Source organism: Vibrio sp. 10N.222.52.C3, from assembly GCF_041474195.1.
GTDB classification, from domain to species: domain Bacteria; phylum Pseudomonadota; class Gammaproteobacteria; order Enterobacterales; family Vibrionaceae; genus Vibrio; species Vibrio crassostreae_C.
This window is the reverse complement of sequence record NZ_JBFRTQ010000105.1, coordinates 39,062-53,770: the sequence shown is the minus strand read 5'-3', so window position 1 is coordinate 53,770 and position 14,709 is coordinate 39,062. Positions and strand designations below refer to the sequence as shown.

The following is a 14,709-nucleotide window of genomic DNA, read 5'->3' as shown; positions in this document are numbered from 1 at the left end:
GGCTTTGTTTCCTAAATCAGGGAACTAATGCTTAAAGCTACGATCAGATCATCTAAGTTCACTCACATACTTAGAGCAATGCCAAAGCCTCGCTACAGAACAACTAACTGGAAACAATATAACCAAGCCCTAATCAATCGTGGTTCACTGACATTCTGGATTGATGAGGAAGCGATTCAACAGTGGAAGCAACTCAAGCAAGGTAAACGAGGTCGACCTCGATTGTTTAGTGACTTAGCCATTACGACCGCCCTCATGGTTAAACGAGTATTCGCGATGCCGTTGAGAGCGTTACAAGGATTCATCGATTCTGTTTTCAAACTCGCTCAACTCCCGTTGTCATGTCCTCATTATTCATGCATCAGTAAACGAGCCAAAACGGTTAATGTGTCATTCAAGACAAAGACCCGAGGCGCAATACAGCATTTAGCCATTGATGCAACAGGGCTAAAGGTCTACGGTGAATGGAAAGTAAAAAAACATGGTACTGACGGGAAGCGTCGAGTTTGGCGTAAGCTCCATTTAGCCGTAGACACTGGCACTCATGAAATCATTGCGGCTGAGTTAAGTTTATCGAATGTCACTGACGGTGAAGCTCTTCCTAATTTACTGAATCAAACTCGTCGTAGAATCAATGAGATATCTGGTGATGGAGCTTACGATACAAGACAATGCTACGAAGCAATACGTATTAAACAAGCTGTTCCACTTATTCCACCGAGAGAAGGTGCTGCTTTTTGGTTACGAGGTCACCCCCGTAATCTGGCGGTAGCTTGCCAGAAATTATACGGCTCAAATAAACATTGGAAAAAGAAGTACGGTTACCATAAACGGTCACTTTCAGAGACGGCTATGTTCCGTGTAAAGACACTGTTTGGTGGGCGATTAAGTTTAAGAAACTATAATGCTCAGGTTGGTGAAACCTACGCCATGATTAAAGCGTTGAATAAGCTCACAGGGTTAGGTATGCCTAAAACGATAGAAATAGCCTAATAATCACCCATACTGGCCGTTTCTATCTGAGATCCAATTAGGAAACAAAGCCCACACCTTCTAAGCAGCAGACGGATGAGTTATTGAGCCATGATCTCGATATCAGCTTCAATCGGATACCAGAATCATCGAATTTAGAAAGCCTAACGCTTTTCAATGAGTCGCTTGTGGTCGCGATACACAAAGATCTTATCAAGCAAGCTCCCGAGTTGAGTTCTAACCCAAGTCAGGCAATATCTGAACTATCGAACTGGCCTTATCTAAAGCTCGCCCAACATCGTGGCCCCGGGCTAGACAAGCAGATCCAACAATATTGCCTCGCCAATAATATCGACCTATCCAAGGCACAAGAAGCCGATGATATTCTCACCCTACTTGCCTTGGTTTCTGCCAATATCGGTTTCACCATTGTACCCAGCAGTGCGCAGTACATTAGTAACACCGATGTGGAATTCATTGCGTTAGAAGGTGAACACGCGACTTGGCCTGTCGGGTTAATCTGGAATGGAGAGAGTGACAACCCACTCAGGGATAGGTTTGTAGAGTTTGTGGCTCATCAAAAAGGAAATTAGACCAGAAGCTAAATTTCACCAACAAAAAAGGCTCACTAAATAGTGAGCCTTTTGATATTTTCTTAACGTAAACCTAAGTCTAAGGTTGCTTGCGTTTTGAAAGAATAGCTTTAGATCAGTAGGTTAGAGCTATAACTTAGAAGAACTCAATCGAATTACGGCCGCTTTTGTCATCACGTGTTGGCTTTGGCGTATCCGCTTTCTTTTTCGGTTTCTTCTCTTTTTTCTCTTTCTTTGGTTCAGCCTTTGCGCTTAGCATTTCTGCTTTGCTTTTGTTAGATTCCTTCTTCTTAGAATCCTTTTTAGACTGACCTTTCTTCGCCTTGTTCTCTTTTTTAGGCGTTTCTTTCTTTTTCGGCTTTTCTGATTCTTCTTGTACTGGCTGATCACACACCACTACATAGTATTCTTGGTTGAATTCAAAGAAGTCGCCATCGTACATTTTACGACGCTTACGGGTTTCTAGCTCACCATTTACCGCTACGTAGCCTTCAGAGATGATGTGCTTAGCTTCACCGCCACCACTCACTAGGTTAGCAATTTTAAACACTTTGTAGAGCTCGATTGGCTGTGATGAAACATCAATACCAATTGCTTCAATTTCAATCTCTTCGCCTTCTTCGCCCAGCTCTTGGCCTTCGTAATCAGCGTCTTCGTAATGTTCTTGGTCCATGGTGACCTCTACCTAAATATGTACTTCTGAAATATTGGGCGCAGTGTAATCTTAAAACAACGAAATGACCATGTTGAATTCAACCAGAGCCCATTTGTTTTAAACAAACCCTCTGCGTTATAAAACACCACCAACATTCGAAAGACTCACCAACTGCTTAGTATATTCATGCTGCGGATTACCAAACAAAGTCTCAGTGTCGCCCTTCTCTATTACCTCGCCAGCTTTCATGACGATGGTGTAATGACACAAGGATTTCACGACATTCAGATCATGACTGATAAACAAATAGGTCAGGCCATACTTTTCTTGAAGTGACTTCAGCAAATCCAATACTTGAGCTTGAACGGTTCTGTCCAATGACGATGTTGGTTCATCGAGCAGGATAAACTCTGGCTTTAAAATCAAAGCACGAGCAATCGCAATACGCTGCCTTTGACCGCCAGAAAACTCATTTGGGTAACGGTGACGCGTTTCAGGATCGAGGTCAACCTCTTTCATTACGTCACAGATGCGTTGGTCGAGTTCGTGCTCATCCAATTGTTGATGCACTAACAAACCTTCGCCAATCACCTGAGCGACCGACATTCTCGGGTTTAGCGCAGAAAACGGGTCTTGAAAGACTACTTGCATACGGCTTCTAAACGGAAGCATCTGTTTTCGATCTAAACCTTGAAGCTGTTCACTCGAGTAGGTGATTGACCCTTCACTATCTACCAGCTTAAGTATCGCCATACCGGTCGTCGATTTACCAGAACCACTTTCGCCAACCAAACCGATTGAGTGCCCTTTCTTCAAAGTGAACTCCATGTCGGTCACAGCTTTAACATGAGAAATGGTGCGCTTGAATAAACCGCCCGTGATCGGGAACCAAACACGAAGTTGATTTACATCGAGTAGCGGTTTGCTTTCGGGTGACACAGGAACGGGCAAACCTTTCGGATCAGAGTTAATAAGTTTTTGAGTGTAAGGGTGAGCAGGCGCGTTAAACAGGGTATGACAGTCGTTACTTTCAACCAAGCGACCATCTTTCATTACCGCTACTCTGTCGGCAATCTTACGAACGATACTTAAGTCATGAGTAATGAAAAGCATTGCCATACCGAGCTCTTGTTGCAGGTCTTTTAGAAGGTCGAGGATCTGCGCTTGTACCGATACATCCAAAGCCGTTGTCGGCTCATCAGCAATAAGCAGCTCTGGTTCATTGATCAGTGCCATCGCGATCATCACGCGCTGGCGTTCTCCACCAGATAGCTCGTGCGGATAGGCTGAAATCTTTTGCTCAGGATAGCGAATGCCAACCTTGGATAGCCACTCTATCGCTAAGGCTTGCGCTTTGTTGGTTCTCATACCTCGGTGAATCGCGAGGGTTTCAACAAGCTGTTTTCCGACTCTATGAAGCGGATTCAGCGACACCATGGGCTCTTGAAAGATCATGCCGATGCGACCACCACGAATCCCGCGCAGTTGTCTTTCAGAACAACTCAGAATATCGGTGCCAGAGAAGTTAATCTTACCGTTTAAGTAATGTGACGAGCCTTTAGGCAGCAGTTTCAATACTGAATTAGCGGTAACCGATTTGCCTGAACCACTCTCTCCTACCAGAGCAAGTGTCTCACCTTTGTATATTTCTAAAGAGACATCTTGTGTCACTTGCTCTATCGAGTTTTTTCGCCCGAAACCGACAGACAGTTTATCTATGGTCAAAACCGGAGAAGCAGGCGTTGTATTTGAAGTCATAACCTATCCTTACTTCTGTTGATGCGGGTCGAAAGCATCACGCACCGCTTCACCAACGAAGACCAGTAACGTAAGCATCAGTGAAAGCACGACGAAGGCAGAAATGCCAAGCCAAGGCGCTTGTAAGTTAGCTTTACCTTGCGCCAACAACTCGCCTAACGAAGGCGAACCCGCAGGAAGACCAAAGCCCAAGAAGTCTAACGAAGTCAGTGTGGTCACCGAGCCTGAAAGAATAAACGGCATCATGGTTAACGATGCAACCATCGCGTTAGGTAACATGTGACGAAGCATAATACGTTTGTCATCAACACCCATGGCTTGCGCGGCTCGCACATAATCGAAGTTTCGGCAGCGTAAAAATTCCGCTCGCACGATGCCGACTAAACTCATCCAACTAAACAGCACCATAATCCCGAGCAACCACCAGAAATTCGGCTCAATAAAACTCGACAAAATAATCAGCAAGAACAGGGTCGGCATACCAGACCAGACTTCAATGAAGCGTTGTCCGAATAGATCAACCCAGCCACCGTAGTAGCCTTGTGTTGCGCCAACCACGACACCAATCACGCTCGATACAATGGTCAGAATAAAACCAAATAGAACGGAAATACGGAAACCATAAATGATACGAGCTAATACATCTCGCCCCTTATCATCAGTCCCTAACCAGTTCACCGAATCGGGCTCCGATGGCACCGCACCTGAAATATCGAAGTTTATTGTGTCGTAGCTAAACGGAATGATTGGCCACACGATGTAACCGTTGTCTTCAATGAGCTCGATAACATACGGGTCTTTGTAGTCGGCCTCGGTTTCAAACTCACCACCAAACTCCGTCTCGGCATATTCATTGATAACAGGCACAAACCACTGATTATCATAAGAAACCAAGAGTGGTTTATCATTGGCAATGATCTCAGCGAACAGGCTCAAGCCAAACAAGATGGTAAATATCCAAAGGGAGATAAAACCACGCTTGTTTGCTTTAAAACGTAACCAACGAGCTTCAGCTAAAGGGTTGTTAAACATTTATTATCAATACCTTGTTATTCGTTCGCCATTAACGCGCTTCAAAATCAATTCGAGGATCAACCCAGGTATACGTCAGGTCGGAGATAATGCTCAGCACCAAGCCAAGCAAGGTCATGATATAGAGAGAGCTGAACACCACGGGATAGTCACGTTGAATGGTTGATTCAAAGCCAAGCAGACCAATTCCTTCGAGTGAAAACATCACTTCAATCAACATAGAACCCGTGAAGAAAATACTAATAAATGCGCTTGGGAAACCCGCAATAATGATCAGCATGGCGTTACGGAAAACGTGCTTATAAAGAATACTGCTCTCGTCCAAGCCTTTCGCTCTCGCAGTCACTACATATTGCTTATTGATTTCATCAAGGAAGGAGTTTTTGGTCAGCATGCTGAGCGTGGCGAATCCACCGATAACCATGGCGAAAATGGGCAACGCCAAGTGCCAGAAGTAGTCGCCAATTTGCTGATACCAGTTGAGCTGGTCGAAGTTACTCGACACAAGCCCTCGCAATGGGAACCAACTGAAGTAGTTACCGCTTGCAAACAAGATAATCAGAATAATCGCAAACAAGAAGCCCGGCACCGCGTAGCCGACAATCACCACCGCGCTCGACCAAATATCAAAGCGAGAGCCGTGATGTATCGCCTTCATAATGCCTAAGGGTATCGAAATCACATAGATGATTAACGTACTCCACAACCCTAAGGAAATGGAGACAGGTAAACGCTCGATGATTAAATCAATCACGTTACCACCCTTAAACAGGCTTTCACCAAAGTTAAAGGTCGCGTAGTTTTTCAACATATCGAAGTAGCGAACGTGAATCGGTTTATCAAACCCAAACTGCTTTTTGATCTCTTCAACCACTTCAGGATCAAGCCCGCGTGAGCCTTTATAGCCACTGGCAGACGCTTGATCACTTTCACTTAAATCAACTTCTTGTCCACCACCAGAAAAACGCTCCATAATGCCAGAGTTATGCCCTTCTAATTGAGCAACAGCTTGCTCTACCGGGCCTCCAGGCGCTATCTGGATGATGAAAAAGTTGATGGTGATGATCGCCCACAGCGTGGGGATCACCAACAATAAACGTCGAAATATATACGCGGCCATGCTAACTAACTCCTAGCGACGTTTTTCAGGAAGCAAAGCCGCCTTCTCTTCTGAAATCCACCATGTATCGATACCTAAATCGTATTTAGGCAATACATCTGGACGCTCAAACTTGTCCCACATTGCTACGCGATACTCGCCAACGTGCCATTGCGGGATGTTGTAGAAATTCCACTGCAATACTCGGTCTAGTGAACGACCTAGTGTAAGAAGCTTTTCAGGGTGCTGTTGGTTACGCGCAATTTCTTCTGTTAACGCGTCAACCACTGGATCGATAACACCTGCAGTATTGTAAGTAGAATCAATGTAGTTAGAGTTCCAAACGATCATTAAGTTCGGGCTAGGATAAGGGTTTGCGGAAAATGACGACGAAACCATGTCGAAATCACGATCACGCAAGCGCTTGATGTATTGAGTGGTATCGATGGTACGGATCTTCATCTCAATACCCATGCGCTTAAGGTTCTTTTGAACCGGCGTTGCGATACGTTCCGTGGTTGGGCTGTAAATCAACAACTCAAATGACATCGGCTTGCCAGTCTTTTCGTTGGTCATGACTTTGTCTTTCAGCACCCAACCCGCTTCTTTCAACAATTTGAAAGCGGTACGCATTTGGCTACGAATACGACCGCTACCATCGGTGACGGGTGGTTGGAATTCTTCGGTGAAAACTCGCGGTGGAATCTGATCTTTGTATTGAGACAACAACTCGACTTCCGCTTCGCTTGGTAAGCCTTTCGCTTCATAGTCTGTGTTTTGGAAGTAGCTGCGAGTACGTTTGTACTGACCATAGAACATGTTCTTGTTCATCCACTCAAAGTCCATCGCATAGGTTAACGCTTCACGCACTTTAGGATCCGAGAACACAGGTGATTGAATGTTGAAGACGAAACCTTGAGTCGTTTCAGGCTTCTCGTGGTTGATCTCTTCTTTAATGATGTAGCCTTTATCGAAGTTCGCGCCCGTATAAGAGTTAGCCCAGAACTTCGCCGAGTTCTCGGTTCGAAGATCAAACTCCCCGGCTTTAAAGGCTTCCAGCATTACGGTGTCGTCACGGTAGTAATCGTATTGCACTTGCTTAAAGTTATTACGGCCAACGTTAACAGGCAGATCCGCAGCCCAGTAATTTTCATCTAAACCGTAGGTCACACTTTGACCCGATTTATAACTGATGATCTTATAAGGGCCACTGCCCACAGGCGGTTCACTTAGCGGCTCAGACAGTTTTCTGTCTTTCCAGAAATGTTTCGGCAATACACGAGTGCTTTGCGCGAAGCTAAACAGTTTTTCGCGGTTTGGACTGTTCATTTCAATACGAACAACCAAATCAGAGACCGCTTTTACTGACTTAATCTCTTTGTAATACACACGATACTGAGGCACGCCCTCGGTTGAGAACTTGTCAAAAGTAAAGGCAACATCATGCGCAGTGATAGGCTCGCCATCTTGGAATTTAGCATTTGGGTTGATGTCGATTTCCATCCAAGTGAAATCACTGGAGTAGCGAACCTTTGAAGCGATCAATGGATAGTACGCATCAATCTCGTCACTCGGAGAAAACATCAAGGTATCGTAAATCTCTCCGGTATAACTTGCAGCAACGCCGCGGGAACCGAATCGATTAAAGCTATCGTACGTACCTATGCTGCCATAGGTCACTTTGCCCTGCTTTGGCGCATCAGGATTAACGTAATCGAAGTGAGTGAAATCGGCTGGATATTTTGCTTCACCAAAACCAACCAGTTGTGTGGTTTCAATAACGGTGACAGCAGGAGTTGATTGGGTTTCAGAAGCGTAAGTAACGGAGGGTTGTAAAGCAATAAGCGGCAACATGATTGCACATGACTTCAAATTAAACCTGAAAAACTGAGTGCGTTGCGAGGCTTTGCGTCGAAAAACTGTTCCCATTTGACTCTCCCTTCAAATGTCATGAATTCTATATTCAAGTTGATTTATCGGCTTTGAATGCATGCCGTTAAATCAAGTATAGGTTCAAATCTAACATCATGTAATAACTAATAAAACCATCAGCACTCTATCTCTGACGGTTTATTTACAAATTACTCGTCACCACTCGAAGTTATTGGATGCAGTGAGCTTTGATTGCTTAGCCTGAATGACACAAGCCTCCACAGCTTAGATTTCCTTTGATTCGCTTCTAATTGAAGTTTAGGTTCTAAATAATCAACAAACTATACTTTTACTGGAGTATCCTTGCAGCCTAGGTCTAAATGGAATGACACTTTGAACAAACCAAACCAAATAACATTCGCAACGTTCAACCTTCTGAACTATCTCGAGCCACCGAATGCTTATTATGATTTTGAGAACATCTACAGCTTCGAAGAATGGCAGAAGAAGCAACATTGGATGGCTGAAGCGATTCGTTCATTAGATTGCGATGTGATTGGCTTCCAAGAGATATTTAGCCCGCAGTCTTTAGAGCAATTGATGAACGACCTAGGTTATCCATACTTTGCAGTGGTCGATAGCGCACACGTTGAAGATGATTACCTATACACCTCACCTGTCGTTGGTATTGCTTCCCGTTACCCTATTGAAAACGTTCAGCCTGTTACGCCAGATTCGACGTTACTGACAGCATTCAACCTTGGCGACAAATTCTCATTCAACAGAACACCTGTTCACGCGACGATTACGTTACCCCATTTAGGTTCAACCGACTGTTATGTGGTGCACTTCAAATCACAACGTCCGACAGAACCAAAAGCAGAATCTGTCGATGCGGACAACACTCAGCAAGGTGCAAAACCACAAAGTGACACGCTCACTCGTTTTCACCAAGAACAGCTTGGCTCTTGGCTATCAAGTGTCCAACGCGGTCTAGAAGCTCAGATGCTGTATCAATACATCACCAACCAACGCTACCAAACCGAGCAACCTGTTGTGTTGATGGGTGACTTTAATAAGCCACTGTTTAATGATGAGTTTAAAGGGCTGTTGAATTACTCAATCAACCGAGACGAAAACAGCAAGCATTGGCTATCCCACTTTCGATTAAAAGACAGCTGGGATCTTTACCATCAGCTACATGAAGAAGATTTGCTTGAACAGCGTAAGCCAACCCATTACTACGGCGCATCTGGGTCTGTACTGGACTACATTTTGATGTCGAACGAGTTTGATTGTCAGAACTCGTCTAGTTTGATGGAGATCTCTAGCTACACAGTGTTAGACCATCACCTCACCAATCCAAGCTTTGAACACGACCAATTCAGTACGGACCATGCCATCGTGTCTGTTACCGCTCATATTCGTGAAGCCTAGAGTTAAACATAAAAAAGCCGCAGTCAAAAACTGCGGCCTTCCACTTTAGCTAAACGGGTTGAGCTAACCGACGCCCCATTTAGAAACCGATTTACCGTTTAGCAAAGTATGAAACTTAGAATGTGTACATTGCGCCTAAGTAGAAAGAATCCAGAACAACAGTATCTTCTGTCTTGTGTCCGTTTTCGTAATCTTCGATATCAAAAGCATCGGCTTCGTACGCTAAGCGAAAGCTCAACGAAGACATTGTAGGTGGCGTATATCCAACACCAACACCCATACGGATGCCATCTCCCGAATCATCAAAACCATCTCCTGAAGGGCGAGAGCCATCAGCAAGCTTCATGTCTAGATCAATAGTCGACAGACCGATAGTGCCAAATGGACGAATGCCATTATCAAACGTGTAACCGAGGTTCGCCGTTACCGAAAAGATTTGAGGTGTCCAAGTGAAAACCTTATTACCAGATTTCGTTTTCAGGGCGATATCACCAAAATCTGTGTATTGAGCTTCAACCGAAACAATGCGGTTAAATTTGTAACCAGCAATTAATCGGTAAGTATTGTCTTCGGCTTTAAAAGTAATAGGCTCACTGATCGTGTCAGTTAACCCGCCCACTTCGACCATTAGCACACTTAAATAATTACCCGCTCCAACAGCAGGCCAATTTGCTCAATCTCCACAATTTAGAATAAGACGAACAGAAAACACGATGAACCACACAATAGACTTCAACGGCTTAATCATTGATATCGACGCTCGAACGATTACCAACCAGCAAGGAAACAAAATCACTTTGCGCCCTCGCCTATTAGCAGTGCTCTGCTTGTTATTGGAAAATGTGGGAAGACCGATTTCAAGAGAGCATATTGTTGATGTGTGTTGGGACGGGCAACTCTCGTCACCACATGTTCTTGCAAACGTAGTCTATAACCTACGCAATGTGTTCGCGCGATTAAGAGCATCCAACGTCCAGATCATTACCATTAGTAAGTTCGGATATGCGCTATCGATTGAACCCACGTAAAAGGATTTATGCAATCAATGGCGGTGACTAAGATCACCAAAAAACGCCCCATCGAAACGTTTCGATGATCATTATCACACTCTAAAACAATCAAACGTGCAAATGATAAATCAGACACTATTATCACTATCGAAACGTTTCGATGGCTTTTCTTGAGTTGTTCTCAACCCATCAAGCGTTATTTTTCGATAGGTCGTGATATGAAAAAAAGTACTTTAATAAACTCTGAACTCTCTTACCTAGTGGCGACTCTTGGCCACACAGATGAAATCACGATTTGTGACGCGGGCCTGCCGATTCCAGACCACGTAACTCGTATTGATCTTGCTTTGACTCACGGTGTCCCAAGCTTTCAGCAAACGGTAAAAACCATGCTGGATGAATCTCAAATCGAAGGCGTTGTGATTGCAGAAGAGTTTGCGAAAGTAAGCCCAGAGCACCACGCAGCGCTGATTGATTTAATCAAGACAGAAGAAGCACGTTGTGGCAAATCGCTTTCTATTACTTACATCACTCATGAAGAATTCAAACAGCGAACGCATGAAAGCCGTGCAGTGATTCGCACCGGTGAATGCACACCATACGCAAATGTTATTTTCCAAGCTGGCGTAACCTTTTAGCTCAAGCAAAACGCAACGACAGCTCAGTGTCATCACTGAACCAAAAACAATACATAGACAGAACAATCAAATACAACTGGCCCCGAGTAAAGGAACCGACATGACTCAAGCCATTTTAGAACTTAGCTCAATTGAGAAAGCCTTCCCTGGTGTGAAAGCACTGGATAAGGCAAGCCTCAACGTTTATCCAGGACGCGTAATGGCGTTAATGGGTGAAAACGGTGCGGGTAAATCAACGCTTATGAAAGTGCTGACAGGCATCTACCACTTGGACGGCGGCACTATTGCCTACCAAGGAAAACCTGCTGCATTTAAAGGGCCACGTGATTCTCAACAAGCAGGCATTAGCATCATTCACCAAGAGCTGAATCTAATCCCTGAATTGACCATCGCCGAGAACATCTTCTTAGGTCGTGAAATCACGGGCACCATGGGTCGTATCTTGTGGAACGAGATGTACCAAGAAGCAGACAAGCTACTTAAACGCCTTAACGTGAAACACAGCTCGAAAACGCCTCTAGGTCAGTTGAGCCTTGGTGAGCAGCAAATGGTAGAGATTGCGAAAGCCCTATCGTTTGAATCTAAAGTCATCATCATGGATGAACCAACCGATGCGCTAACCGATACCGAAACTGAATCTCTGTTTAAGGTGATTAACGAATTGCGCGATGAAGGCTGTGGCATTGTTTACATCTCTCACCGTTTGAAAGAGATCTTCGAGATTTGTGATGACATCACAGTGCTGCGTGACGGTAAGTTCATTGGTCAGTGTGAAGTAAAAGACACCGACGAAGATGGCCTAATCGAAATGATGGTTGGTCGTAAGTTAGACGAACAATATCCACGTATCGGCCAGAGCCATGGTGAAACTTGTCTTGAAGTGATTGGCCTGACGGGTTCTGGTGTTCACGATGTGAGCTTTACGCTAAAACGCGGTGAAATCCTGGGTGTATCTGGCCTAATGGGTGCTGGCCGAACTGAACTGATGAAAGTGATTTACGGTGCCCTTCCAAGTGAACGCGGCGTCATCAACCTAGAAAATAAAACCATCAACCCTGTAAGCCCGAAAGACGGCTTGGCCAATGGCATTGCTTACATCTCTGAAGACCGTAAAGGCGATGGCTTAGTTCTAGGGCTTTCTGTTAAAGAAAACATGTCGTTATGTTCACTTGACCTACTAACAAAGAGCGGTCAAATCCAACATAAAGACGAAGTGATTGCAGTAGATGACTTCATCAAGCTATTCAACATCAAAACCCCGACGCGCGAACAGATTATTGGCAACCTTTCTGGTGGTAACCAACAGAAAGTGGCTATCGCTAAGGGCTTGATGACCAAACCAAAAGTACTGATTCTCGACGAGCCAACGCGCGGTGTCGATGTCGGTGCTAAAAAAGAGATTTACCAACTCATTAATAAATTTAAAGCCGACGGCATGAGCATCATTTTAGTCTCATCTGAAATGCCAGAAGTGTTAGGAATGAGTGACCGCATCATGGTGATGCATGAAGGCCGTGTAAGCGGTGAATTTGATGCTAAAGAAGCAAACCAAGAATTATTACTGGCGTGTGCGGTCGGTAAAAAGATCAACGAGGACGCAGCATGAGTACTAAAACCATGAGCAAAACAACTGAAGCTCCAAAGAAAAAACCGTTAATCAGCAAAGAGTGGCTGATTGATCAAAAGTCATTGATTGCTTTGCTCTTCCTGATTGTTGTCGTTTCTTTCTTAAACCCGAACTTCTTTACTGTCGACAACATCCTAAACATTCTGCGCCAAACCTCGGTCAACGCAATTATCGCTGTAGGTATGACGCTGGTTATCTTAACCGCGGGTATCGACTTGAGTGTTGGTTCTGTACTGGCGCTTTGTGGTGCGTTCGCAGCCAGCATGATTGGCATGGAAATCCCTGTGATGATCGCAGTACCAACCGCTCTTGTAGCAGGTGCAGCATTAGGTGCGATTAGTGGTGTGATTATCGCTAAGGGTAAGGTTCAAGCCTTCATCGCAACGCTTGTCACCATGACACTACTTCGCGGCGTAACCATGGTTTACACAGATGGTCGTCCTATTTCAACAGGCTTCACAGACACAGCAGACGCATTCGCTTGGTTCGGTACTGGCTACGCAATGGGTGTACCGGTTCCAGTATGGATCATGGTCGTGGTATTCGCAGCAGTATGGTACCTACTTAACCACACACGCTTTGGTCGCTACGTTTACGCACTGGGTGGCAACGAATCAGCAACTCGCCTATCAGGCATCGACGTAGACAAAGTAAAAATCGGTGTTTACGCAATCTGTGGTCTGCTAGCTGCAGTGGCAGGCATCATCGTGGCATCGCGTTTGTCATCTGCTCAACCAACCGCAGGTATGGGTTATGAGCTAGACGCTATCGCAGCCGTAGTTCTTGGCGGGACAAGCTTAGCTGGCGGTCGTGGCCGTATCATGGGCACATTGATTGGTGCTCTGATTATCGGCTTCCTAAACAACGCCCTAAACCTACTAGACGTATCTTCTTACTACCAGATGATTGCAAAAGCAGTGGTTATTCTTCTGGCAGTATTGGTCGACAACAAAAACAAATAAAACCTATTCACACTCTAGGTTAATACAAGTAACACTCTAGTTTAATAAAAGTAACAGTTTGTTTTACCTTAAAATATTAGAATCTATAAATAATGTAACTACGAGTTAGGACTCACCTCCTAGCTCACCCTACACAAAGGACTTACACCATGAAAAAATTAGCGACTCTTATTTCGGCTGCTCTTCTTTCTACAACGGTATCTGTGTCTGCACAGGCGCAAGATACAATGGCAATCGTTCTATCTACATTGAATAACCCATTCTTTGTAACCATGAAAGATGGCGCAGAAGCGAAAGCTGAAGAGCTAGGCTACAAGCTTATCGTTCTTGATTCTCAAAACGACCCAAGCAAAGAGCTGTCGAACATTGAAGATCTAACCATTCGTGGTGTTAAGGCAATCCTGATCAACCCAACAGATTCAGACGCCGTGTCTAACGCAATTCGCATGGCTAACCGTTCAAACATCCCAGTACTAACACTAGACCGTGGTGCAAGCCGTGGTGACGTAGTAAGCCACATCGCTTCTGATAACGTAATCGGTGGTGAAATGGCAGGTCACTTCATCATGGAAAAAGTGGGCGAAAAAGCGAAAGTAATCCAACTTGAAGGTATTGCTGGTACTTCTGCAGCTCGTGAACGTGGTGAAGGCTTCATGAATGCAGTAAACGGCAGCGACCTTGAACTTCTTGCAAGCCAACCTGCTGATTTCGACCGTACTAAAGGTCTGAACGTAATGGAAAACTTGCTTGCTGCTAACCCAGATGTACAAGCAGTATTTGCTCAAAACGATGAAATGGCACTAGGTGCACTTCGCGCAGTTCAAGCGTCAGGTAAAGAAGTGATGATCGTTGGCTTTGATGGCACAGACGACGGCATCGCTGCTGTTAACCGCGGCCTACTAGGCGCTACAGTTGCACAACAACCTGACCTAATCGGTTCTCTAGGTATCGAAATGGCAGACAAAGTACTGAAAGGCGAAACAGTAGACGAGTACGTACCAGTACCTCTAAAAATCATCGCTAAGTAATCGTTACTAGGTAACGCGATATAAAG

13 protein-coding genes and 1 pseudogene are annotated in these 14,709 nt (G+C 44.7%); 8 read left to right on the top strand and 6 right to left on the bottom strand.

Annotated features, from left to right (window positions below):
* Positions 1-78 precede the first annotated feature (78 nt).
* Complete coding sequence (locus tag AB4517_RS16410; RefSeq protein ID WP_372148805.1) at positions 79-993, top strand: IS5 family transposase; 915 nt, start codon at positions 79-81, stop codon at positions 991-993.
* A gap of 53 nt (positions 994-1,046) precedes the next feature.
* Positions 1,047-1,565: pseudogene (locus tag AB4517_RS16405) on the top strand (LysR family substrate-binding domain-containing protein); the annotation flags it as partial.
* 136 nt (positions 1,566-1,701) lie between these two features.
* Here AB4517_RS16405 and AB4517_RS16400 read toward each other — a convergent pair.
* The 5 genes from AB4517_RS16400 to AB4517_RS16380 all read right to left on the bottom strand — a co-directional run bounded on the left by AB4517_RS16400 (position 1,702) and on the right by AB4517_RS16380 (position 8,038).
* Positions 1,702-2,238, bottom strand: a complete 537-nt coding sequence (locus AB4517_RS16400; RefSeq protein WP_372148802.1) for an RNA-binding S4 domain-containing protein — start codon at positions 2,236-2,238, stop codon at positions 1,702-1,704.
* 117 nt (positions 2,239-2,355) lie between these two features.
* Complete coding sequence (gene yejF, locus AB4517_RS16395; protein WP_372133059.1) at positions 2,356-3,978, bottom strand: microcin C ABC transporter ATP-binding protein YejF; 1,623 nt, start codon at positions 3,976-3,978, stop codon at positions 2,356-2,358.
* Positions 3,979-3,987: 9 nt separating this feature from the next.
* Positions 3,988-5,010: an ABC transporter permease gene (locus AB4517_RS16390; RefSeq protein ID WP_017060847.1), complete on the bottom strand. Its 1,023-nt coding sequence runs from the start codon at positions 5,008-5,010 to the stop codon at positions 3,988-3,990.
* Between the two features lie 31 nt (positions 5,011-5,041).
* Complete coding sequence (locus tag AB4517_RS16385) at positions 5,042-6,130, bottom strand: microcin C ABC transporter permease YejB (protein WP_004730359.1); 1,089 nt, start codon at positions 6,128-6,130, stop codon at positions 5,042-5,044.
* A 12-nt stretch (positions 6,131-6,142) separates the two neighbouring features.
* Positions 6,143-8,038, bottom strand: a complete 1,896-nt coding sequence (locus tag AB4517_RS16380) for an extracellular solute-binding protein (protein WP_017068488.1) — start codon at positions 8,036-8,038, stop codon at positions 6,143-6,145.
* A 336-nt stretch (positions 8,039-8,374) separates the two neighbouring features.
* On the opposite strand from AB4517_RS16380, the gene AB4517_RS16375 reads away from it, so the two are divergent.
* A complete protein-coding gene (locus AB4517_RS16375) occupies positions 8,375-9,418 on the top strand; it encodes an endonuclease/exonuclease/phosphatase family protein (RefSeq protein ID WP_372148799.1) in 1,044 nt (347 codons plus the stop codon).
* A gap of 115 nt (positions 9,419-9,533) precedes the next feature.
* Here AB4517_RS16375 and AB4517_RS16370 read toward each other — a convergent pair whose 3' ends face one another.
* Positions 9,534-10,046: an outer membrane beta-barrel protein gene (locus tag AB4517_RS16370; RefSeq protein ID WP_240698121.1), complete on the bottom strand. Its 513-nt coding sequence runs from the start codon at positions 10,044-10,046 to the stop codon at positions 9,534-9,536.
* An 85-nt stretch (positions 10,047-10,131) separates the two neighbouring features.
* Between AB4517_RS16370 and AB4517_RS16365 the strand changes: the two genes are divergently transcribed.
* From AB4517_RS16365 to rbsB, 5 genes are all read left to right on the top strand, one after another.
* The gene (locus tag AB4517_RS16365) at positions 10,132-10,446 is read left to right on the top strand and encodes a winged helix-turn-helix domain-containing protein (RefSeq protein WP_017060852.1); all 315 of its coding nucleotides are present in this window, start codon (positions 10,132-10,134) and stop codon (positions 10,444-10,446) included.
* Between the two features lie 200 nt (positions 10,447-10,646).
* On the top strand, positions 10,647-11,066 hold the full coding sequence (gene rbsD / locus AB4517_RS16360; protein ID WP_017060853.1) for a D-ribose pyranase: 420 nt from the start codon (positions 10,647-10,649) through the stop codon (positions 11,064-11,066).
* A gap of 100 nt (positions 11,067-11,166) precedes the next feature.
* Complete coding sequence (gene rbsA / locus AB4517_RS16355) at positions 11,167-12,672, top strand: ribose ABC transporter ATP-binding protein RbsA (protein WP_009844906.1); 1,506 nt, start codon at positions 11,167-11,169, stop codon at positions 12,670-12,672.
* The gene (rbsC, locus tag AB4517_RS16350) at positions 12,669-13,655 is read left to right on the top strand and encodes a ribose ABC transporter permease (protein WP_017060855.1); all 987 of its coding nucleotides are present in this window, start codon (positions 12,669-12,671) and stop codon (positions 13,653-13,655) included. Before rbsA ends, rbsC begins: the two co-directional genes overlap by 4 nt.
* A 149-nt stretch (positions 13,656-13,804) precedes the next feature.
* Positions 13,805-14,683, top strand: a complete 879-nt coding sequence (gene rbsB, locus AB4517_RS16345; RefSeq protein WP_017060856.1) for a ribose ABC transporter substrate-binding protein RbsB — start codon at positions 13,805-13,807, stop codon at positions 14,681-14,683.
* Positions 14,684-14,709 lie beyond the last annotated feature (26 nt).